Annotated in this window: 18 protein-coding genes; 10 read left to right on the plus strand and 8 right to left on the minus strand. The window is 55.4% G+C overall.

The window, feature by feature from the left end:
• Positions 1-91: 91 nt before the first annotated feature.
• The 3 genes from trmA to ACT3TJ_RS04030 all read right to left on the minus strand — a co-directional run bounded on the left by trmA (position 92) and on the right by ACT3TJ_RS04030 (position 2735).
• Positions 92-1207 (minus strand): tRNA (uridine(54)-C5)-methyltransferase TrmA, encoded by a 1116-nt coding sequence (gene trmA, locus ACT3TJ_RS04020; RefSeq protein ID WP_172117173.1) that lies wholly within the window; start codon positions 1205-1207, stop codon positions 92-94.
• Between the two features lie 80 nt (positions 1208-1287).
• On the minus strand, positions 1288-2076 hold the full coding sequence (murI, locus tag ACT3TJ_RS04025; RefSeq protein ID WP_444621853.1) for a glutamate racemase: 789 nt from the start codon (positions 2074-2076) through the stop codon (positions 1288-1290).
• 113 nt (positions 2077-2189) lie between these two features.
• A complete protein-coding gene (locus ACT3TJ_RS04030) occupies positions 2190-2735 on the minus strand; it encodes a hemerythrin domain-containing protein (protein ID WP_444621838.1) in 546 nt (181 codons plus the stop codon).
• Between the two features lie 304 nt (positions 2736-3039).
• Here ACT3TJ_RS04030 and ACT3TJ_RS04035 point away from each other — a divergent pair, with 304 nt between their 5' ends.
• A complete protein-coding gene (locus tag ACT3TJ_RS04035) occupies positions 3040-4374 on the plus strand; it encodes a replication-associated recombination protein A (protein WP_444621839.1) in 1335 nt (444 codons plus the stop codon).
• Positions 4375-4409: 35 nt separating this feature from the next.
• Here ACT3TJ_RS04035 and lolA read toward each other — a convergent pair whose 3' ends face one another.
• Both lolA and ACT3TJ_RS04045 read right to left on the minus strand, forming a co-directional pair.
• The gene (lolA, locus tag ACT3TJ_RS04040; protein ID WP_193054841.1) at positions 4410-5063 is read right to left on the minus strand and encodes an outer membrane lipoprotein chaperone LolA; all 654 of its coding nucleotides are present in this window, start codon (positions 5061-5063) and stop codon (positions 4410-4412) included.
• Positions 5064-5287: 224 nt separating this feature from the next.
• The gene (locus ACT3TJ_RS04045) at positions 5288-8536 is read right to left on the minus strand and encodes a DNA translocase FtsK 4TM domain-containing protein (protein WP_444665476.1); all 3249 of its coding nucleotides are present in this window, start codon (positions 8534-8536) and stop codon (positions 5288-5290) included.
• Positions 8537-8654: 118 nt separating this feature from the next.
• On the opposite strand from ACT3TJ_RS04045, the gene aat reads away from it, so the two are divergent.
• From aat to infA, 3 genes are all read left to right on the plus strand, one after another.
• Complete coding sequence (gene aat, locus ACT3TJ_RS04050) at positions 8655-9395, plus strand: leucyl/phenylalanyl-tRNA--protein transferase (protein ID WP_444665477.1); 741 nt, start codon at positions 8655-8657, stop codon at positions 9393-9395.
• Positions 9396-9434: 39 nt separating this feature from the next.
• Positions 9435-10169: an arginyltransferase gene (locus ACT3TJ_RS04055; RefSeq protein WP_444665478.1), complete on the plus strand. Its 735-nt coding sequence runs from the start codon at positions 9435-9437 to the stop codon at positions 10167-10169.
• Positions 10170-10316: 147 nt separating this feature from the next.
• Positions 10317-10535: a translation initiation factor IF-1 gene (gene infA / locus ACT3TJ_RS04060; protein WP_007111068.1), complete on the plus strand. Its 219-nt coding sequence runs from the start codon at positions 10317-10319 to the stop codon at positions 10533-10535.
• Positions 10536-10670: 135 nt separating this feature from the next.
• Here the strand turns inward: infA and clpA are convergent, their stop codons facing one another.
• The 3 genes from clpA to ACT3TJ_RS04075 all read right to left on the minus strand — a co-directional run bounded on the left by clpA (position 10671) and on the right by ACT3TJ_RS04075 (position 15939).
• Positions 10671-12944: an ATP-dependent Clp protease ATP-binding subunit ClpA gene (gene clpA / locus ACT3TJ_RS04065; RefSeq protein WP_172117180.1), complete on the minus strand. Its 2274-nt coding sequence runs from the start codon at positions 12942-12944 to the stop codon at positions 10671-10673.
• Positions 12945-13083: 139 nt separating this feature from the next.
• Positions 13084-13389 (minus strand): ATP-dependent Clp protease adapter ClpS, encoded by a 306-nt coding sequence (gene clpS, locus ACT3TJ_RS04070; RefSeq protein WP_087106453.1) that lies wholly within the window; start codon positions 13387-13389, stop codon positions 13084-13086.
• 315 nt (positions 13390-13704) lie between these two features.
• Positions 13705-15939, minus strand: coding sequence for an NADP-dependent isocitrate dehydrogenase (locus tag ACT3TJ_RS04075; RefSeq protein WP_172117181.1), 2235 nt, complete (start codon positions 15937-15939; stop codon positions 13705-13707).
• 231 nt (positions 15940-16170) lie between these two features.
• On the opposite strand from ACT3TJ_RS04075, the gene ACT3TJ_RS04080 reads away from it, so the two are divergent.
• The 6 genes from ACT3TJ_RS04080 (at position 16171) to ACT3TJ_RS04105 (ending at position 21781) form a co-directional block, all read left to right on the plus strand.
• Entirely contained in the window at positions 16171-16782 is a 612-nt protein-coding gene (locus tag ACT3TJ_RS04080) for a pseudouridine synthase (RefSeq protein ID WP_193056736.1), read from the plus strand.
• Positions 16779-17234 (plus strand): NUDIX domain-containing protein, encoded by a 456-nt coding sequence (locus tag ACT3TJ_RS04085; RefSeq protein WP_193056737.1) that lies wholly within the window; start codon positions 16779-16781, stop codon positions 17232-17234. Before ACT3TJ_RS04080 ends, ACT3TJ_RS04085 begins: the two co-directional genes overlap by 4 nt.
• Positions 17235-17307: 73 nt before the next feature.
• On the plus strand, positions 17308-18465 hold the full coding sequence (gene mnmA / locus ACT3TJ_RS04090; RefSeq protein WP_193056738.1) for a tRNA 2-thiouridine(34) synthase MnmA: 1158 nt from the start codon (positions 17308-17310) through the stop codon (positions 18463-18465).
• On the plus strand, positions 18462-19103 hold the full coding sequence (gene hflD, locus ACT3TJ_RS04095; RefSeq protein WP_444665479.1) for a high frequency lysogenization protein HflD: 642 nt from the start codon (positions 18462-18464) through the stop codon (positions 19101-19103). The genes mnmA and hflD overlap by 4 nt, the downstream gene beginning before the upstream one ends.
• 77 nt (positions 19104-19180) lie before the next feature.
• Positions 19181-20569 carry an adenylosuccinate lyase gene (purB, locus tag ACT3TJ_RS04100; protein WP_193056740.1) on the plus strand — a complete coding sequence of 463 codons (1389 nt, stop codon included), beginning with the start codon at positions 19181-19183 and terminating at the stop codon, positions 20567-20569.
• 30 nt (positions 20570-20599) lie between these two features.
• On the plus strand, positions 20600-21781 hold the full coding sequence (locus ACT3TJ_RS04105; protein WP_172117186.1) for a cupin domain-containing protein: 1182 nt from the start codon (positions 20600-20602) through the stop codon (positions 21779-21781).
• The last annotated feature ends 75 nt before the right edge of the window (positions 21782-21856 follow it).

Below are 21856 nucleotides of genomic sequence, written 5' to 3' on the forward strand. Positions count from 1 at the left end.
CAATATAACGACTAGCTTACGCCACCCTGGATCATCACTCTATCCATCTGGCATGTTCTTCATGGTATATACCTCTTTCGCATTATGCGCCCTATTGACCATCCTCGCGCCGCGTGAGCCATACGCCACATTCACAATGGTCGGTGAATGGAAACTGGTCAAATAGTGCAAAGCGTTCTATCTGGTGCGTTTTAGTGAGCAGCGCCAGGTTTTCGGCAAGTGTTGCTGGGTTACATGAAATATAGACGATCTGGTCGTATTCACTGATTTGCTGGCAGCTCTGCGCGTCCAGCCCAGCGCGGGGCGGGTCAACCAGCACCGTGGAGAAGCGATATTCGTCCAATGCCATTTCAGCCACGCGCCGCCCGCCTTTTTCGCCTTTAAGCGCCAGCGCAAACTCTTCGGCTGACATACGGGCTACATGAGCATTGGTGATCTTGTTGGCTTCAAGGTTGACGTTAGCGCTGGCGACCGACGTGCGCGAAATTTCAGTGGCCAGTACGCGCCGAAAATTATCGGCCAGGGCGATGGTGAAATTGCCGTTGCCACAGTAAAGCTCGACGAGGTCTTCATCCTGACGTCCGGCCGTCACTTCTCGCGCCCAGCTCAGCATCGTTTGGCAGATATGTGCATTGGGCTGGGTAAAGCTGTTTTCGACCTGCTGATAGTCAAGCGAGCGCCCATCAACCGTTAAACGCTCCCACACGTGGTCACGGGTAAGCACCAGGCGCTGCTTGCGTGAGCGGCCAATGATCATAATGCCAAGCTCGGCTTCTAGGGCGCGTGCTTCTTGCTCCCAAGCGTCACCTAGCGGGCGGTGGTAAATCAGCGTGACCAGCGCCTCGCCTGACAGCGTAGTAAGAAACTCCACCTGGAATAGGCGCCGACGCAGTTCGTCACTGGCCAGAAAAGCCTCGCGCAGACGCGGCATTAGCGCATTGATGGACTCGCTTGCAACGTCAAACTGATCAAGCCGCACGACCTGCTTGTTTTTAGGATCGGCTGGGTCGACCTCAAACATGGCGTAGTAAAGATCATCGCCTTCATGCCAGATACGAAACTCACAGCGCTGGCGATAGTGACTGGGCGGTGAGGCAAAGACCTCAAGTGCGGGCGGATTAAACACCGCAAAAGTGCTTTCCAGGTAAGCACGCTTCTCGGCAAGCTGCTCGTCATAACGTTCGGGTTGTATCACGGGGATAGCCAAGTCGGCGCCTCTTTTTTCATAAACGGTATTAATATCAATGCTAATAACAGTCGTGTCGGCTTAGGCTGAAAATACGCGCCCTAAGCGCTTAACGCCAACCGGCCAGGAACAGAAAATCCAAACGGCGCAAAGCCTAGGCTTAGCGCATCGGCAGAAGCCGTGGTAAAAAATCGGCCATCTTGCCCTTTTTTTAACGGCGGCGCGATCTGGCCGACGCGCCGAGCGATCGCATCACCGGAGTCAATCCAATTCACGGGTGTGGGGGCGAGTGCTTCAAGCCAGGGTTTTAACAGGGGGAAATGCGTACAGCCCAGCACAACGGTATCCACTGGTGGCTGAGTGCTCGACGTTTGCCAAAGCGGCGCCAGGGCTTGCTGAAGCCGTTGGCGGTCAGGTTGGCCGCCGCCAAGTAGCGCCTCGGCTTCCAGCACCAGCGCATCGGCGGCTACCCGGGTGATGAGGCAATCGCTGGCAAAGTTTTCAATCAACTTTTGCGTGTAGGGCCTACCCACAGTAGCGCGAGTAGCCAGCAGGCCAATATGGCGTGTTTGGCTAATGGCGGCGGCGGGTTTAATAGCGGGGACCGTGCCAACCACAGGGATCGTCAGGGCGTTGCGCAAACCATCCAGCGCGAGTGTGCTGGCCGTATTGCAGGCAACGACCAGCACGCTTGGCTGGCAGGCCTGAACGGCGGCCTGGCAAACCGACACGATACGCGCTGAAAGCGTTATGTCATCACGCAGCCCATAAGGCATCCACGCGTTATCGCAGGCGTAGCACATCGCCGTATCAGGATAATACTGACGCAGTGAGCGGGCGACCGAAAGCCCACCCACGCCGGAGTCAAAAATCAGCACGGGGCCAGCCATTACTGCCCCTTTGCCGTTTGCTTTGATAAGCACACCTGCTTCTCCATCAGCCGCTCATTCACGGGGCGCTAGTTTAACACGCCCCGCTGGCAGCCAAAGGAACGCTCTGCTGATTAGATCGCGGGTATGTCCGCGCCGCGTAGTTCAGCGTAAAGCTCTGGGTAATCCTGTTGCAGGCGCTCAAGCTCCTGCTCAGCGCCTTCTGGTAGCGCGTGCAGCAGCTCTTGCATATCTTCCTCACTAAAGTATTGATCAATAAGAGGGAAAAGACCTTCTCGCTCTTGGCGTAGATACGCCCTATGCGCCTCAAGGTAAGCTTTTAAGTCCTCGGCAAAACGATCCATCGGCAAGATGTTGTCCATCAGGATCGTATCGATGTTGTCGGACAGCAATTGAAGGCGTGGCTTGAGCTCAAGATAATCGCTGGTCATTTTCTCCATTAATTCCAGATGCTCGGGCGCTTGGGTTTCCAAACGATCAACGCATATACGCTCTAACGGGGCCGCGAAACCTTCCATGTAAGACAAAATGTAATCCACGACTTCACGCATCAGCTGAAAATTGGGCCGCTCACCCTGAGCCAGGGTCTTTTGTTTAAGCTGCAAGACATGAAGCATTCGTGCCATGTTGGCATGATCTAGACGCAGTTGGTTTAACATCGTGCCGTCTCCTGTGTGGTGTCATGCCTGCCGCCTTAACTCTGAAGTGGCGTTGGGCACGCAATCATAAGCGGGTATTACTACACTACGCCTATGGGCGATGGCTAAGCGCTATCGTCATGTAGGTACCGCTACGTATTATGGTTAGATGTCACCATGCGCTTAAGGCGCCACCCTGACAAGCATATCGTTTGTATCAGTTTTTATGGAAGCTATGCAAAAGGTAGTCGGGCAATACGCCATTTGCCATACGCTCTTATGATTACCTCATTACTCAACATCTCGATTTACAACGGAAGTTTACATGGATCTTTTCGACTCTCAGCGTGCAACACCCAGCGATGACGCGCCGTTGGCGTATCGGATGCGCCCGCAGACGCTTGATGACTACGTCGGCCAACAAGCGTTGGTGGGTCACGACAAGCCGCTTCGTCGCATGGCCGAAGCAGGCCTGGTACGCTCAATGATTTTGTGGGGGCCGCCAGGCGTTGGCAAAACAACCCTGGCCGAGCTGCTCGCGCGCGCATCCAGCGCACATCTGGAGCATTTAAGCGCGGTGATGGCAGGCGTTAAAGAGATACGCGCCGTAGTTGAGCGCGCCCAGCAGCATACCTCACCGGTGATTCTGTTTCTGGATGAGATCCATCGCTTAAACAAGAGCCAGCAGGATGCCTTGCTGCCTCATGTAGAGTCGGGGCTGCTAACCCTGATTGGCGCCACCACGGAGAACCCCTCCTTCGAGGTCAACTCTGCCCTGCTATCTCGCGCTCGAGTTTACGTTTTGAAGGCACTCTCGCAAGAGGAGCTGATAGCCGTCATGCGCCAAGCGCTGACTGACGAGCAGCGCGGTCTTGGCAAACGTGCGATTGTCGTGGAGGACGATGTGCTTGCTGCCCTGGCGCACGCAAGTGCGGGCGATGCCCGGCGCGCGTTGGGACTTTTAGAAACCGCTTGTGACTTTACCCAGCCAGAGAATGGCCAAGAGGTGCTTCACATGTCGGTATTGGCAGATGTTATTGGCCATCAGGCAAGCGCATTTGATAAGCAGGGCGACGCTTATTACGACCTGCTCTCAGCGATTCATAAATCCATACGCTCTTCACGCCCTGACGCAGCGTTACTTTATATGGCGCGCTTTATTCAGGGCGGCGGTGATCCTTTGGATGTGGTTCGCAGGCTTAGCGCCATTGCGTCAGAAGATGTTGGTAATGCCGACCCACGTGCGCTTCCGTTGGTGATAGCGGCTTGGGACGCCTACCTTCGCTTGGGAGACTACGAAGGCCAGCGTGCCATTGCCCATGCAGCCATCCATTTGGCCGTGGCGCCCAAAAGCAACCGAATTGACCGCGCCTGGAACGCTGCAAAACAGTACGCGCGTCAGCAGCCTCAAATAGAGGTACCCACTTATTTACGCAATGCGCCCACCAGGCTTATGGAGCAGCTAGGCCATGGCGAAGGCTACCGCTACGCGCATAACGAGCCTGATGGCTATCCCGCGGGTAGCGCTCACGACTGTTGGCCAGAGGATTTGCCCAAAGCACGCTTTTTTGAACCTAGCCAGTTCGGCCAGGAGAAGCGCTTCGGCGAGATAATGGCCTGGCGGGAAAATCGTGACCAGGAAGCAGATCAGGCGCCTTAAGGCGCCTGATCATTCACGGGTAAACCGCCGACGTTTTAGAGCTCTTCACGAATAACGTCGGTGCCTTCTGGAATTTCGAAGTTAAACAGGCCACGGTCAATAGACCCGTTCTGAGTGATATCGCTAAACCGAATAAGCGTTTTTTGACCAGTGCTGTCCATCATCCAAAGCTCAGTGAGCGTGTCATTGTCAAACACCATGCTCAACTCTTCAAACAGCGTGTCTGCCGAGCTTGGGATCAGCGTGAACACATCTTCACCGCTCTCCTGCTCATACACCACATCATAACTTGCCGTCAGGTCATTGATACTGCCAGAGAGCAGAAGCGCAGGTGTGTGTGTTACGCGGTCATCCATCGGCTGAACCGTTACCTGTTCAAGGTCCGGATCGTAGAGATACACATCGTTGCCATCGGACACGACGACCTGCGTATAAGGCGCTTCGACTTCCCAACGCAACATGCCTGGGCGTGAGAGCCACATTTCGCCACGCGCACTTTGCAAACGCTGGCCACTACCATCAAGAATCTGCTGTTCAAAGGTCGCCTGATAGCTTTCCAGGGGCTCCAAGCGCTCGGTTAAACGCTCAGCGGCATCATTGGCCCATGCAGCGGGGGTAGCAAACGTCAATCCAAGAGCGGCCGCGGCCAATGACAAGGGTGAAGAAAGCAGAGTTTGCGTGTCGCGCATAGTGTTCTCCCTGGGCATACGTTGTCGAGTTGAATAGACCTACGCTGCCGGATTGAAGCTGATAAAAGTAGTACAGATGAACCAGTACTGATAAACCAATGCTGAGGACTTTCAACAACGTCCATGTGATGCTTCAGACGCGAAACGCGCCACGGGGTTTCATCCGCGGCGCGATTTTCACGCTTCTTGCACGATTACTAAATGCAGAATTACTAATTGCGGCATTAATGCCCCACCGGCGGTGGTGCTAATACTTCGCGGGCGCCGTTGCTGCCCATGGCAGAAACGATCTGTGCCGCCTCCATGGCATCGACCAGGCGCGCGGCTCGGTTGTAACCAATCTTGAAGCGCCGCTGTACCGCAGAAATCGAGGCTTTTTTGCTTTCGGTCACAAACTGAACCGCTTCATCATACAGTGCGTCCTGTTCAGCATCGTCGCCGTCACTGCCTTCTGCCTCAAGCCCCGTTAGCGCATCAGCCGAGACGCCGCCCGACAAAATTTCCTCAATGTACTCAGGGGTACCGCGGCGCTTCCAATCCTCAACCACACGGTGCACTTCGTCATCATCAACAAACGCGCCATGCACTCGATTAGGCGGACCGGAGCCCGCAGGCAAATACAGCATGTCGCCATGACCCAACAGGCTTTCAGCGCCGCCCTGGTCCAAAATCGTACGAGAATCGATCCGTGAAGAGACCTGAAATGCCATGCGCGAAGGAATATTCGCCTTGATCAAGCCCGTTACCACGTCCACCGAGGGGCGCTGGGTGGCCAGGATAAGGTGAATACCGGCTGCCCGCGCTTTTTGCGCCAGGCGGGCAATCAGCTCTTCCACCTTTTTGCCGACGATCATAAACATGTCGGCAAATTCGTCGATGACCACCACGATATAGGGCAGCTTCTCAAGCACTGGGGGCGTTTGGTGCATTTCCCAGGGTTGCGGCTCCCAAAGCGGGTCGGCTACCTGAGCACCTGCGCGCTCAGCTTCGTCCAATCGGCCGTTAAAGCCGGCAATATTACGCACGCCCATGGCCGCCATCAGCTTATAGCGGCGCTCCATTTCAGCGACACACCAGCGCAGGCTATTGGCGGCCTCTTTCATATCGGTCACGACCGGCGCCAGCAGATGCGGAATACCGTCGTAGACCGAAAGCTCCAGCATCTTAGGATCCACCATGATGAGCTTAAGCTCATCTGGCGTGGCTTTCAGCAGCATCGAGATCAGCATTGCGTTAACGCCTACTGATTTACCCGAACCGGTGGTGCCCGCCACCAACAGGTGGGGCATCTTGCCGAGGTTGGCAATCACAGGCCCACCACCGATATCCTGGCCAAGCGCCATGGTTAGCGGTGAGGTTTCCTGCTGGTAGCGCTCGGAGTCGATGACTTCACGCAGACGAATCATTGCCCGATGCGGGTTGGGAATTTCGATCCCAACGGTAGGCCGCCCAGGAATCACCTCAACCACGCGCACGCTTTTTACCATTAGCGAGCGGGCCAGGTCTTTGGAAAGATTGCTGATTTTGGACGCTTTCACCCCTGCCGCAGGCCTGATTTCAAATCGCGTGATGACGGGGCCAGGCCATGTATCGACCACTTCTGCTTTTACACCATATTCGCGCAGACGCACTTCCAGCAGCTCTGCCATATCGGCCAGCTGTTCGTCTGTGTAGTTCGGCTGATGCGGCTCAGCGGGCGTTAGCAGTTGAAGGCTGGGCACATCGCCTTCCGGTTCTGGCAACGTCTCAAACGCAGGCCGCTGATTTTGCAGGTGCTCAACCGTCCAGAGCGTCGGCCCACTGTCGGCTTCATTGACCACGCTATCCGCAGAGAAGGTCGGCTCATGGCGTGCAGTGTTGGTGGGCAAAGACGTAGGACTAAGCAAGGGCTCATCTTCATCCTCTTCCCATACCGGCTCAGGAACGACTTCAGGCACCCGCTCACGGCGGGGCTCAGTATATGAAGGCGTAGCGGTAAGTGAAGGCTCACTTTGAGGCACCACCTCAGGCTGATCAAACGCGCTTAGCCTGGGCTCAGGGCGCAGAGGCGTGTCTTCCTGAACCGCCTGCTCTTGCTCATCCCAGCCATCGTGCTGCCACTCCTCCGTTCTCAAGCCCTCTGTTTTCAAGCCCTGTTCACTATCCCACTCATCATCTCGCTCGCTGCCCTGCTCATCGTCTTGCGCTTCCTCGGCGTCCTCTTCTTGACGGAAGAAGTGCGAGACAGCGGGCACCGCAGCATCGTCTTCACGAGAAGCGCGTAACGACATCGGCTCTTCAGACGTTGATGATTCAACCGCTGGCGCAGCGTCGCTGTCAGGCGTGGGCTCTGGGATGACCTCAGGTTGACGCGCTTTGGGTGGCTCTGAATTGAGCCCAGAAGTGCGATCAGCGTTGATCGATACTGGCTCATCACTCTGCGCTGCTGCAGGGCGCACTGCCTCAGGCGTTGGCGCTTGCGCGGGTTCTGGTGCTGCTTCTGGCTGCGGCACAGCGTCAGGCTCAGTGGCCGTTACCACCGCAGGCTTGGTCTGTGTCTCGGCAGCCGTCGTTGCCGCTGAAAAAGCGCTCGCTGCCCAAGGAATCGACGTATCGTTTGTGGTCTCCGCAGGCGTTTCTTGCGCGGCAGACGGTGCCGAGAACTCGGGCTCGCGACGTTCACGATGTGTATCGCGGCTGGTTTTGGCTTTAGGTGCTCGTGGAGGCTCTTCCGCTTTTGGCGCAGGCTTTAAAGAGGCGCGCAGCGCAGCCCGCTCGCGGCGTTTCTCACGACTTTTTTCACGGCGGGCACTCAACCAGCCACCAACACGGCATAAGCGGCGACCTACTTCATCCGCCACCCGCAGCCAGGACGTACCGCTAAACAGCGGGAAGCCAATCAGTATCAAGGCCGCAGCGATTAGTCCCACACCACCACTGCCGACCAGTGGTTTGAGGGTGTTGACCAACCCTTCCCCCAAAATACCGCCGGAGGCATAGGGTAAAATGCTGCTAGGGTGATAAAAGTGCAGCGCTCCCAGCATGGTCGTGCCAAACATCAACAGCACCAGGCCGCCAGCATGCACGGCAACCGCCACGGGGTCGAACTCAAAGCGCACCTGGCGCGAGCGCATTAGCCACCATGCGGTAAAGCCAAACATACCCGGCCACCACAAAGCACTAGCCCCCAACAGCGAATACAGGACATCCGCAAGCCAAGCGCCGACCGGTCCCATCCAGTTGCGAACGTCCGTTTCAGGCCCCTGGTAAGACCAACCAGGATCTTCCGGATGATAACTAAACAGTGCTAATAATAAAAAAACGCACAGCGCCAGCAGTACCACTACTACGCCTTCACGCACCGAGCCTTGCAAGCGCAGACCGAACCGGCGAGCTTTATCTTTCGCGGCTTTAACCCGCGCAGAAGAGGCCGAAGATGGTGCTTGACGCGAATTACGCTGCGTTCGCTTGTCTACCGCCTTATTCACTTTCAAGCGATTCTCCCTTTACACCTCAATGGTGTCTTTAATCCACTTGCGAGTTTGCATCATACCGAGCATCCTTGCGCCGTCACAGAGCTTCTCATCAAGTGCTCAGTAACAGGAGCAAGTAATGCTACCTTGGCTTTCTTCGCCATTCCCAACCTTTCCGCCTACCCGCATTGCCATGGACTCGCCCAATGGGCTGCTGGCAGCAGGTGGCGAGCTTTCTCCGCGCTGGCTGGTGGAAGCGTACCGGCGCGGTATTTTCCCATGGTACAGCGATGACGACCCCATTTTATGGTGGAGTCCCGATCCGCGTATGGTACTACGCCCTGAGCAGTTCAAGCTGCGGCGTAGCTTAGCAAAACGACTGCGCAATGGGGGCTTTAACATCACCGTTAATCAACAGTTTGAACACGTCATTAATGCCTGTGCTGCGCCACGCGATGAAGACGCAGGCACCTGGATCACCGTTGATATGTACAATGCCTACGTAGCGCTTCACCGTCTAGGGATTGCACACAGTATCGAGGTCCATCACGCCGACCAATTGGTAGGCGGCCTTTATGGTTTAGCGATGGGACCGGTATTTTTCGGCGAATCGATGTTTTCGAACATCGCCGATGCCTCAAAAGTGGCCCTTGCTCACTTGGCGGGCGCTATGCAGGCACATGGCGGCAAGTTGATTGATTGCCAAATGCACACACCGCACCTTGCAAGCATGGGTGCGACAACAGTCGCCCGAGAGACGTTCATCAACTATCTTGAACAGTGGTTGCCCGAAGCGGCGTTTAATGTGTCATCACATGAGGCATTGTCAGTGCCTGCATCCCCCTGGCTAGAAGCGGTATCGCGCTATAACACCCCGTGATGCTGGCTGGGTTGGGTTAATTTATCAAGGAGGCAAGCTTTGAGTAGTAATACTCCGCGTCGGCCGGTGCGGGATCTGCGCTTCTTCCTTACCGTGCCTCATGCCTGCAGCTATTTACCCGACAAAGAAGCGACAACGCTTTTTCTTGACCCGCAAGAGTCTCCCGTTCGGGGCGTATATGACTCGCTGGCGCTACTCGGGTTTCGGCGCAGCGGTCGGCATCTCTACCGGCCCCACTGTGAAAACTGTAATGCCTGCCAGTCCGTGCGTATTCCTGTGGAGCCCTTTGCGCCCAACCGCTCCCAGCGCAAGGTGTGGCGCCGGAACGCAGATATCACCACCCGCGTCGTCCCTGCACGCTATGAGGCGCGACACTATGAACTCTATGCACACTATATTCGCCATCGCCATGCCGATGGTGACATGTACCCACCCAATCGTGAACAGTACCGCACGTTTTTAACCCTGGAGGAGCCGTATGCCTACTTGCTGGAGATGTATGCAGGCTCGGAGCTGGTGGCCGTATCGGCATTTGACCAGCTAGAGCATGGCCTTTCGGCCATTTACACGTTTTTTGGCGTTGGCGATGCCCTAGACAGGCGCTCTTTAGGCACCCTTGCTATCCTTCAGCTCATTGCGCTGACGCGTGAAAAAGGCCTATCCCACCTGTATTTAGGGTACTGGATCGAAGAGTGTCGTAAAATGCGCTACAAGCAGGATTTTTCTCCCATTGAAGTACTGGATGGGCGTTATTGGCGGCCCTTAATTCGCTAAAGCCAGCAAATTAAGCCAGCTTTTTTGCCTTGACGACGGGCTTACGGCACAATATAGCGCTGTTTCTTAAGTGTCAGCCTTCTGGCCCTTAAAACCTGAAACGGTTTTGGTTTGCTAACTACGTTAAATAAGTGAGGATCTGCCTATATGGCACGCGAAGATCATATTGAAATGGAAGGTGTTATCGTTGATACCCTTCCCAACACCATGTTCCGTGTTGAGCTTGAGAACGGTCACGTTGTAACCGCTCATATCTCCGGCAAAATGCGTAAAAACTATATCCGCATTCTGACGGGCGATAAAGTGAAAGTGGAACTAACGCCGTACGATCTTTCCAAAGGCCGCATTGTCTACCGCTCGCGCTAAGCCTTTATAACGCCTTTTCAGCCAGCACGCAGTACGGCGCCGTTACCTGTATACGACAACGCCCCGTCGAAGACAGGGCGCTGTGCATTACGGTATGATTAGGCGCTACGCACTAAGGCGATCTTAGCGCCCTTTTCAGGGCGCATCCGCCATCTCAGTCTCGGTGGAGAGATGCAGCTCCCCCTCCTCCAGACTGACATGCACAATACCGCCATTATCGGCCAACTCGCCAAACAGAATCATTTCAGCAAGCGGCTTTTTCAGCTTCTCTTGAATCAAGCGCGCCATGGGGCGAGCCCCCATATCCGGATCGTAGCCTTTCTCGGCTAACCAGTCCCGGGCCGCATCATCAACCTCAAGCTGTACACGTTTCTCGTCCAGCTGCGCCTGCAGTTCAATCAAGAACTTGTCGACCACGTTACGCACAACAGACGTCGGTAACGCATGGAACTGAATGATACCGTCCAAGCGGTTACGGAACTCCGGCGAGAACGTACGGCGGATAACTTCCATCGCGTCAGTTGAGTGATCCTGGCTTTGGAAACCGATAGAGCGACGCGAGGCCTGCTCGGCACCTGCGTTAGAGGTCATGATGACAATAACATGGCGGAAGTCAGCTTCACGTCCGTTGTTATCGGTCAGGCGGCCATGGTCCATTACCTGCAGCAGCAGGTTAAAGACTTCCGGGTGCGCTTTCTCAATCTCATCCAACAACAGGACGCAGTGCGGCTGCTTGGTCACTGCTTCGGTTAACAGCCCGCCCTGGTCATACCCGACATAGCCGGGAGGCGCACCGATCAAGCGCGAGACGGTGTGACGCTCCATGTATTCCGACATATCAAAGCGCACAAGCTCGATACCCATGATATGGGCAAGCTGCTTGGCCACTTCGGTTTTACCTACCCCCGTCGGCCCAGCAAACAGGAAGCTACCTACCGGCTTATCGGGCGATTTAAGCCCTGCGCGCGAAAGCTTGATAGCGGCAGAGAGCGTATCAATGGCTTCGTCCTGCCCGAACACCAGCATTTTCAGGTCGCGGTCGAGCTTCTCAAGCAGCTTGCGGTCCGAGCTTGAAACGCTCTTCGGCGGAATGCGCGCGATAGAGGCCACAATGGCTTCCACCTGCTCTACATCAATGGTGTTTTTGCGCACCTCAGGGGGTAATAGCCGCTGGTGAGCGCCCGCCTCGTCAATGACGTCAATGGCCTTATCCGGCAAATGACGATCATTGATGTAACGATCGGCCAAACGTGCTGCGCTTTCCAGCGCACCATCTGTGTACTTAAGCTCGTGGTGCTCTTCAAAGCGAGAGCGCAATCCTTTAAGAATCTTGATCGTATCGTCAACCGAGGGCGCGAGTACGTCGACCTTCTGGAAGCGACGCGCCAATGCACGATCTTTTTCAAAAATACCGCGAAATTCCTGGAACGTCGTGGAGCCAATACAGCGCAGCTCGCCTGAGGAGAGCAGCGGTTTCAGCAGGTTAGAGGCATCCATTACGCCACCAGAGGCAGCACCCGCACCGATAATCGTATGAATCTCATCGATAAACAGTACGGCATTGGGCTGCTTGCGTAGCTCGCTCAGCAGGCTTTTTAGACGTTTTTCAAAATCGCCGCGGTATTTGGTTCCGGCAAGCAGCGCGCCCATATCCAGCGAATAAACTACGGCGTCTGCAATAACGTCCGGAACGTCTTCTTCAACGATACGCTTGGCAAGGCCTTCAGCCACAGCGGTCTTGCCTACGCCAGCCTCGCCGACTAGCAGCGGGTTGTTTTTACGCCGACGCGCCAGAATCTGCACAACGCGTTCAAGTTCGTGGTCACGGCCAATCAACGGGTCAATTTTGCCCAAGCGGGCCTGCTCGTTCAGGTTAGTGGCATATCCGGTCAACGGATGCGCACCACCTTCACTTGCACCCTCTTCGACCTCCTCACCCTCTTGCGATGATGACGGCGCCTCGCCATGGCCTGCTACTTTGGAAATACCGTGGGCGATGTAGTTAACCGCATCGACACGGGCAACGCTTTGCTGCTTGAGGAAATAGACCGCCTGGCTTTCCTGCTCAGAAAAAATGGCCACCAATACATTGGCGCCGGTAACTTCGCTTTTGCCTGACGACTGAACATGGAAAACCGCCCGCTGTAGCACACGCTGAAAACCAAGCGTTGGCTGCGTTTCACGGTCCCCATGGCCTTCGGGAATAAGCGGTGTGGTTGAATTAATAAAATCCTGCAGATCGGACCGCAGCTTGTCGAGGTTTGCCCCACACGCTTTTAAGACATCAACTGCTGAGGCATTGTCCAGCAACGCTAACAGTAGGTGCTCAACGGTCATGAACTCGTGGCGCTTTGAACGGGCCACGGTAAAAGCCGTGTTCAGGGTCAGTTCAAGTTCTTTGCTCAGCATGGCAGTCCCCTTTTCGCTACTACCTAGGGCATTTCGCCACCTAGGACTTGCGTCGGATCAATTTAGTCGACCGGCACTTTCAACATCGGGTACAAATGGCAGGGTTGCAAGCCTCACCGACAAATTTTTATCAACCCTTTCAATTTGCGGCTTCAATATCACTCATTAACGGGTGTTCGCATTCACGTGCATACTCATTAACCTGATGGCATTTGGTCTCGGCAATGTCTCGTGTAAAAACACCACAGGTCGCTTTTCCTTGAGTATGCACCGCCAGCATTGTTTGCACCGCTTTTTCGCTATCCATACTGAAAAATTCTTGCAGCACTTCAATAACAAAATCCATGGGCGTGTAGTCGTCGTTATGCAGCACGACTTTGTATAGAGGCGGTTGTGCTAAAGCGGGCTCAGCAGACTGAGTCGCTACATCCCCATCATCAGGCATTTCAGGCCGCGTCATGCCGGCCATCGCATATGACATTGCGGTTACATCAACCGTCGTCATACCGAACATTGTCATATCAAACATTGGAATAGACATAGATCGCACTGTTGGTTCTCTCAAGACGCATAAAACGACCTAGTCGGGACGACTCCACCTTTGCAGCCGCAAGGGTAACCCGTCAAAGACTATGACGCTTAAGTTCTACAAGGGTTCACGTGGCATCAAAAATATCATACTTCAAAAGTCAAAAACCCCCGTTCTGTATTGGAACGAGGGTTTCGCTTTCACGCCCCCATTAACGAGGGCATTTTGGCCTTAACCTTTTGCCACCACGGCTAACGCTTCGTTCAGCGTTTTGCTCGGGCGCATGGCCTGGCTTGCCAGCTCACCGTTCGGACGGAAATAGCCCTGAATATCAACGGCTTTTCCTTGAACATCGTTAAGTTCTGCAACGATGGTTTGCTCATTGGCTTCCAGCTTCTCGGCCAACTGAGCAAACAGCGCTTTCAGCTCAGCATCGTCATTCTGAGCGGCCAACGCCTCTGCCCAATAAAGTGCCAGGTAGAAGTGGCTACCACGGTTATCAAGCTCACCAACCTTACGTGAAGGCGACTTGTTGCTATCCAGGAACTTGCCGTTGGCTTCATCAAGCGTCTTCGCCAGCACAGTGGCACGTGCGTTGCCGAAGGTGCTGCCCAGGTGCTCAAGCGATGCCGCCAGCGCGAGGAATTCGCCCAGCGAGTCCCAACGCAGGTGGTTCTCTTCCAGGAACTGCTGAACGTGCTTGGGAGCACTACCGCCCGCGCCAGTTTCAAACAGACCACCGCCATTCATCAGCGGAACGATAGACAGCATCTTCGCGCTGGTGCCCAGCTCCATGATCGGGAACAGGTCGGTCAGGTAGTCGCGCAGCACGTTGCCGGTGACAGAAATGGTGTCTTCGCCTTTGCGGATACGCTCAAGCGATACCGCCATGGCATCAACCGGCGCCAGGATACGGATATCCAGGCCGTTGGTATCGTGATCGTTAAGGTACGCTTCTACCTTCTTGATCAGCTGCGCATCATGAGCGCGGTTAGCATCCAGCCAGAAAATAGCCGGAACGCCGCTTTCGCGCGCACGCGTAACAGCAAGCTTCACCCAGTCCTGAATCGGCGCATCTTTGGTCTGGCACATACGCCAGATGTCGCCTGCTTCAACGTCATGGCTAAACAGCGTGTTGCCGTTTTCGTCCGTCACCACCACGGTGCCATCGGCAGCGATCTGGAAGGTTTTATCGTGGGAGCCGTACTCTTCGGCTTTTTGCGCCATCAGGCCCACGTTAGGCACGCTACCCATGGTGGTCGGGTCAAACGCACCGTGCTTTTTGCAATCTTCGATCACCGCTTGGTAGATAGTCGCGTAGCAACGATCGGGAATAACCGCTTTGGTGTCGTGCAATTGGTCATCGGCACCCCACATTTTACCGGAGTCACGAATCATCGCCGGCATGGAGGCATCGATGATCACATCAGAAGGCACGTGAAGGTTGGTAATGCCCTTGTGAGAGTTCACCATCGCCATCGGCGGGCGCTCTTGGTAAAGCGCTTCGATATCACCTTTGATAGCGTCTTGCTGGTCGCTGGGAAGCGACTCAATGGCACTGTAGAGATCGCCAATACCGCTATTAGGGTTAAATCCAGCTGACTTCAGCGCATCGGCGTGCTTTTCAAGTGCGGCTTTGTAGAACTCTTCAACCACGATGCCGAACATGATCGGGTCGGAAACCTTCATCATGGTGGCTTTCAGGTGGAGCGAGAACAGTACGTTGCGCGCCTTGGCATCGCTGATTTCGCTGTCGATAAAGCTGCGCAGGCGGCGGCTGCTCATGCAGGCTGCATCAATCACTTCGCCTTCAAGAACGGCCAGGCCTTCTTTTAGGACAGTTGTGGAGCCATCTTTTTGCTGCAGTTCAATCTTGAGCTTGCCGGCTTTTTCCATAACGGCGGATTGCTCGCTGCCGTAGAAGTCGCCTTCGCTCATGTGAGCCACGTGAGACTGAGAGTCGCTGCTCCACTCGCCCATGCGATGCGGGTACTTGCGCGCGTAGTTCTTGACCGACTTCGGCGCACGGCGGTCAGAGTTACCTTCACGCAGCACCGGGTTTACCGCACTCCCCTTGGCCTTATCGTAAGCCGCCTTGATAGCTTTTTCTGCGTCGTTTTTAGGCTCTTCCGGGTACTCCGGCAGCGGGTAGCCTTGGCCTTGAAGCTCTTTGATCGTGGCTTTCAGCTGCGGGCCAGAGGCGCTGATATTGGGCAGCTTAATAATATTGGCTTCAGGCGTAGTCGCTAACTTGCCAAGCTCTGCCAGGTCATCACTAACGCGCTGCTCGTCGTTAAGCAGGTCAGGGAACTGGGCCAGCACACGTGCTGCCAATGAAATGTCGCGTGTCTCGACTTCAATCCCGGCCGGGTCTGTAAAAGCATCGATAATCGGTAACAGGGAATATGTCGCGAGCGCAGGGGCTTCGTCGGTGAGCGTATAAATGATCTTCGGCGTTTGGGACATTTTTGCGTTAACCTCTTTTCTCTGTCGCTTTAGTTATAAAATACTAAGCTACGCGGCTCATTCGACGATAGACCGTGCCGCGAAGCGCGCTAAGCAGCTCAATCTGGCTGCCTTGATATCACTTCGGTGGTGTTGACGACGACTCCAGCGGTCACGCAGGAGTATACCAGCGCTGCACTTTAACCGCATGAGAGATTGTCGACAAATCCGGCGCAAGATGTAAGAGACGTTATGAGCAGCCTATATTTACTCCACAAACCCTACCGCATGCTCTCCCAATTTACCGATAACGAAGGGCGAGCTACCCTTGCCGATGTTATTAAGGTGCCCGGTGTTTATGCGGCTGGACGACTTGATTATGACTCTGAAGGTCTCCTGTTACTTAGTGATGACGGCGCGCTCATCCACCGAATTGCGCACCCTCGCCACAAGCAACCCAAAACCTATTGGGTACAGCTTGAAGGCCAGGTCGACGACACCGCGCTTAATGCGTTGCGGGCCGGGATTACCTTGAAGGACGGCCCTACCCGCCCTGCCAAAGCTCGACTAATAGCGCCACCGGCACTTGCCCCCCGCGAACCGGCCATCGACCCCAAGCGCCACCCCTCCACTAGCTGGTTGGAACTGACCATTAGCGAGGGCCGTAACCGCCAGGTACGCCGGATGACCGCCCATGTCGGGTTTCCCACACTACGCTTGATTCGTGCCTCGATAGGCGCCTGGCAGTTGGGTGATTTACAGCCTGGTGAATGGCGCAAGGAAACCCTGCATGCCCCAAGAAAGGCGCCAAGCCCCCAGCGCTCGGGCAAATCGTCTGCCTCGCGCCAGCGAAAGCCCTCATGAGCGCTACTCGAAGCAGTGCCATTCACAGTACGGCCGCCTGTGTTATTCAACATCACGACCGCTTTTTACTGGTTGAAGAAGCCAAGGGCGGCCCAACTACCGTTTTTAACCAACCGGCGGGGCATATTGAGTTGGGCGAAGGCCCTATGGCGGCAATCGTACGGGAAGTGCAAGAAGAGACGGCCTGGCAGGTGACGCTTACGGGCTATTTAGGTCTGTATGTTTTTCACGCAAAGAGTGGGCAAACCTTTCACAGCCACGGGTTTCTTGCCGAGCCGCTTAAGCAGCAAGACACCCCACTGGACCGTGACATTGTGGCGACCCACTGGCTAACGCTTGACGAAATTCGCGCCTTAAAAGACGCAAACCGCTTAAGAAGCCCCTTGGTACTCAAACGCATTGAGGACGCTATCTGCGAACGCTGCTATCCATTAAGCGTCATTCAAGAGTGAAGCACTCGAAGCACCAACCCCCCATCGTGTATAATCACCGCCCAATTGCATACCACTTCAACCGAGGATGCCAATGACATCCACCAATGGCTCGCCCACTACCGAGGCGCCCGCCGCAGGCAAAGTAATTGTCGGCATGTCGGGTGGCGTCGATTCGTCTGTCTCCGCTCTTATCCTGCAGCAGCAGGGTTACGAGGTGGAAGGCCTGTTCATGAAGAACTGGGACGAAGACGACGGCACTGAATACTGCACGGCAAAGGAAGACCTTGCCGACGCCGAAGCAGTATGTGCCAAGCTGGGCATCAAGCTGCATACGGCCAACTTTGCCGCCGAGTACTGGGATAACGTGTTTGAGCACTTCCTGGAAGAGTACAAGGCCGGGCGTACACCCAACCCCGACATCCTGTGCAACCGGGAAATCAAGTTCAAGGTGTTTCTTGAGTACGCCGAAATGCTGGGCGCCGAGAAGATCGCCACCGGCCACTATGTGCGTGAAGGACAGGTTCGCCAAGGCACCAGTGGTGTTCGCCCGCGCCTGCTTAAAGGGCTGGACGGCAACAAGGATCAGAGTTACTTCCTGCACGCGGTGCCCGAAGCGGCTATCGCCCGCACGCTGTTCCCGGTGGGTGAGCTGGAAAAACCCGCCGTTCGTGCGCTTGCCGAAGAACACGACCTGATCACCGCCAAAAAGAAAGACTCCACGGGCATCTGCTTTATCGGCGAACGGCGCTTCCGTGACTTTTTACAGCAGTATCTACCCGCGCAACCCGGCAAGATTGAGACACCTGAAGGCGATGTAATTGGCGACCACATGGGGCTGATGTACTACACCCTGGGGCAGCGCCAAGGGCTGGGGATTGGCGGGCTGGCCAACTACTCCGAAGACCCATGGTACGTAGCGATAAAAGATTTAGAGCGCAACGTACTGGTCGTGGTACAAGGCAAGCATCATCCGCTACTTTTTTCGGATACGTTGGCCACCGAGGCCATGGACTGGGTCGCAGGCGAACCACCCGCAGCGTCAGGCCGGTTTACCGCCAAAACCCGCTACCGGCAGAGCGACTGCCCCTGCGAAATGCGCACGTTGCCCGATGGCGGCGTTGAAGTGACGTTCGATGACCCGCAGTGGGCGGTGACGCCCGGCCAATCGTTGGTACTTTACGATGGCGATATCTGCTTGGGCGGCGGCGTCATTCGCGCGACATGGAATGCCACGGAGACTGCCGCATGAGCACCCCCACTCCCATTCACCGGGCGCCTGACTCACCCGCTATACGCCAGGCACTTGCCCTGGCCGGTGTGTTTCAAGCAGCCAGCCTGGTGGATGAGCTAGCGCGCACCGGCCAAGTGGATACCCGCTCCTGGGACACGCTGATTGAAGCGACCGTGGATACCAACCCGGAAAGCTTTGAAGCGATCTATGGCGGCCACCCCAACAACCTGCGCCGTGGCCTTGAAACGCTTGAGGCGCTGGTAGGCCGTAAGCAGGCCAACCCGGTAGTGCTGCGCTACGGTTTTACGATTTTACTGGTCATGAATATGCTGCGCACCAACAACGACATGATGGATTCTCTGGGCCAGCACCTTACCCGTATTCAGGGTCAGGCCGAACACTTTAGCGCTACCCATGAAAACGTCATCTCAAGCCTCGGCGAAGCTTACAAGGAGACGGTTTCCACGTTTAAAACGCGCATTGTAGTGCAGGGTGCCCCCTCATTACTGCAAAGCCGTATGATGCCGGAACGCGTGCGTGCCTGCTTATTGTCAGGCATTCGATTTGGGCTCTTATGGCATCAGCAGGGTGGACGCCGCTGGAAGTTGATTTTTCAGCGCAAAGCTCTGCGCCGTGCGCTGGATAGCCTCGGTTAACGCTTTTAAATGGCGGATATTGCGCCTCTTTACTTTTTCCCGACTCACCTGTTCTTGAACTACTTGGAAACGATGCCATGCAACTCTCCGCTTTGACTGCTCTCTCTCCTGTTGACGGTCGCTACAGCGCCAAAGCGTCCGCGCTGCGCGAACACTTCAGTGAATTTGGCCTGATACGCGCCCGCGTAATTGTGGAAGTACGCTGGTTGCAGCGCATGGCGGAGCACCATCAAATCGTTGAAGTGCCGCCTCTCTCCGCCGAGGCGACCGCCTTTCTTGAGCAATTAGTGGGTGAGTTTTCGATTGCTGATGCCGAACGTATCAAAGAGATTGAGCGGACGACCAATCATGATGTGAAAGCCGTCGAGTACTTCCTGAAAGAGAAAATTGCTGGCAACGCCGAATTGAACGCAGTGACCGAGTTCATTCACTTTGCGTGCACCTCGGAAGACATCAACAACCTGTCTTACGGTGTAATGCTGGCCGATGGCCTTAAAGCACTGTTGCCTACCATGCACGAAGTAGCCGATGAAGTGGCTAAGCTCGCGATTACCCACGCTGCTCAGCCGATGCTCTCGCGTACCCACGGCCAAACGGCAAGCCCCACCACGCTTGGCAAAGAAATGGCTAACGTGGCCTACCGCTTAAAGCGCCAGCTCAAGCAGATCGAACGCGTTGAAATTTTGGGAAAAATCAACGGCGCCGTTGGCAACTATAATGCTCACTTGACCACCTACCCCGACATCGACTGGGAAGCCAATGCGCGCACCTTCGTCGAAGGGCTGGGACTAAGTTTCAACCCCTACACGACGCAAATTGAGCCGCACGACTACATTGCCGAGCTGTTCGATGCGGTATGCCGTTTCAACACCATTTTGATCGACTTTGATCGTGACGTTTGGGGCTATATTTCGCTGGGTTACTTCAAACAGCGCACGGTTGAAGGCGAAATCGGCTCGTCTACGATGCCGCACAAGGTTAACCCTATCGACTTTGAAAACTCGGAAGGCAATCTCGGCCTGGCGAACGCCGTGCTTGCTCACCTGGCGCAAAAACTGCCCATTTCCCGCTGGCAACGCGACTTGACCGACTCCACCGTGCTGCGCAATTTAGGTGTAGGTTTGGCATATGGCCTGATTGGCTATCACGCCAGCTTAAAAGGCATCAGCAAACTGGAAGCCAACCCTGAGCGCTTGGCCGCCGACCTGGATAACAGCTGGGAAGTGCTGGCCGAGCCAATTCAAACCGTTATGCGCCGCTACGGTATTGAAAAACCCTACGAAAAACTTAAAGAGCTGACACGTGGCAAGCGTATTGATCAGGCAGGCTTTGCCGCCTTCATTGATACCCTTGAGCTGCCAGACGACGTTAAAGCAGCGCTTAAAGAGCTCTCCCCGGCAAGCTATATTGGTAATGCACAAGCGCAAGCTGAAGCACTTACTCAACGCCTGGGCAGCTTGTCATAAGCGCTGCGGCCACTCAATTAGGATACCGCCATGAGCCAACACGATAAGCCACTTACCCTGCTGGGCGATTTAACGCCCGAGGACTTCCTGGCCCACTACTGGCAACAGAAACCGCTGCTGATTCGTGGCGCTATACCTGACTTTCTAAGCCCGATTGATCCTGATGAACTGGCGGGCCTTGCTTGTGAACCGGGTGTAGAAGCGCGCCTGGTAGAAGAAAAAGGCCCCGACAGGGCCTGGCAGGTTTCTCATGGCCCGCTTGATGAAGCTACGTTTGAGCGCCTGCCTGAAGGCCACTGGAGCCTGTTAGTGCAGGCGGTTGACCACTATGTACCGGCGGTTGCTGCGCTGATGGATGAATTCGACTTTCTGCCACGCTGGCGGTTAGACGATATTATGATCAGCTATGCACCGCCAGGTGGCAACGTCGGCCCGCATATCGACCAGTACGATGTCTTTTTACTACAAGCCAGCGGTCACCGCCGTTGGCAGCTGGGGGGTAAGCAGTCCGATGACGCCCCGATTATTCAGGGCATTGACCTGCGTATCCTGGAAACCTTTGAGGTTGAACCAGACTCAGACTGGACATTGGCACCAGGCGATATGCTGTATCTTCCGCCGGGTTGGGCACATCACGGCGTCAGCCAGACCGATGACTGCATGACGATTTCGGTAGGCTTTCGCGCACCCTCTGCCGATGAGTCCATTACCTCTTACGCGGATTACCTGGGCGAGCAGTTGCCCGCGTCAAAGCGCTACAGCGATGCGGGCATGGCACCCGCAAGCCAGGCCGGCGAGCTGGATGATGCGGCTATCGAGCGCATGCGCCAGTTTATGCTGTCAACGCTGGACAATCCTGAGCAAATGGCACAGTGGTTTGGCCGCGTGATGACGCAACCCAAGTACATGGATCAGGTCGCTCCACTGGAGTCGCCGTTGGATGAAGCAGCGCTGGTCGCGCATCTGCAAGCGGGTGAACCGCTTTTTGCAATGCCCGGTTCACGCTTTGCCTGGCGTAGCGATTCGCGCGGCACCACGCTGTTTGTCGATGGCGATGGTCATTCCTGCTCTGAAGCACTTGCCAAGCGCCTATCAGAATCGGCTCCCTTCTATGAAGACGTTCTTGAGCTTGATGGTGCGGCGGCGTTACTTACCCAGTTGGTTAACACTGGCAGCATGGGCTTTATGGATGAAGAAGAGGACGAAGAGTAGATCCAGCACCTACCCAACGTCTCTCAATATTGAGCACCAAACGCCATCTTCGGATGGCGTTTTTTATGGGCCGGT

The organism is Halomonas sp. AOP30-A1-24 (assembly GCF_052378165.1).
GTDB classification, from domain to species: domain Bacteria; phylum Pseudomonadota; class Gammaproteobacteria; order Pseudomonadales; family Halomonadaceae; genus Vreelandella; species Vreelandella citrativorans.

Coding starts and splice junctions, on each gene's coding strand:
- ACT3TJ_RS04030 (WP_444621838.1), bottom strand. CDS start 2,735: ATGTTAAACCAACTGCGTCTAGATCATGCCAACATGGCACGAATGCTT.
- ACT3TJ_RS04035 (WP_444621839.1), top strand. CDS start 3,040: ATGGATCTTTTCGACTCTCAGCGTGCAACACCCAGCGATGACGCGCCG.
- clpS (WP_087106453.1), bottom strand. CDS start 13,389: ATGCCTGATGATGGGGATGTAGCGACTCAGTCTGCTGAGCCCGCTTTA.
- mnmA (WP_193056738.1), top strand. CDS start 17,308: ATGACATCCACCAATGGCTCGCCCACTACCGAGGCGCCCGCCGCAGGC.
- ACT3TJ_RS04080 (WP_193056736.1), top strand. CDS start 16,171: ATGAGCAGCCTATATTTACTCCACAAACCCTACCGCATGCTCTCCCAA.
- murI (WP_444621853.1), bottom strand. CDS start 2,076: ATGGCTGGCCCCGTGCTGATTTTTGACTCCGGCGTGGGTGGGCTTTCG.
- lolA (WP_193054841.1), bottom strand. CDS start 5,063: ATGCGCGACACGCAAACTCTGCTTTCTTCACCCTTGTCATTGGCCGCG.
- hflD (WP_444665479.1), top strand. CDS start 18,462: ATGAGCACCCCCACTCCCATTCACCGGGCGCCTGACTCACCCGCTATA.
- purB (WP_193056740.1), top strand. CDS start 19,181: ATGCAACTCTCCGCTTTGACTGCTCTCTCTCCTGTTGACGGTCGCTAC.
- clpA (WP_172117180.1), bottom strand. CDS start 12,944: ATGCTGAGCAAAGAACTTGAACTGACCCTGAACACGGCTTTTACCGTG.
- ACT3TJ_RS04085 (WP_193056737.1), top strand. CDS start 16,779: ATGAGCGCTACTCGAAGCAGTGCCATTCACAGTACGGCCGCCTGTGTT.
- ACT3TJ_RS04075 (WP_172117181.1), bottom strand. CDS start 15,939: ATGTCCCAAACGCCGAAGATCATTTATACGCTCACCGACGAAGCCCCT.
- infA (WP_007111068.1), top strand. CDS start 10,317: ATGGCACGCGAAGATCATATTGAAATGGAAGGTGTTATCGTTGATACC.
- ACT3TJ_RS04105 (WP_172117186.1), top strand. CDS start 20,600: ATGAGCCAACACGATAAGCCACTTACCCTGCTGGGCGATTTAACGCCC.
- aat (WP_444665477.1), top strand. CDS start 8,655: ATGCTACCTTGGCTTTCTTCGCCATTCCCAACCTTTCCGCCTACCCGC.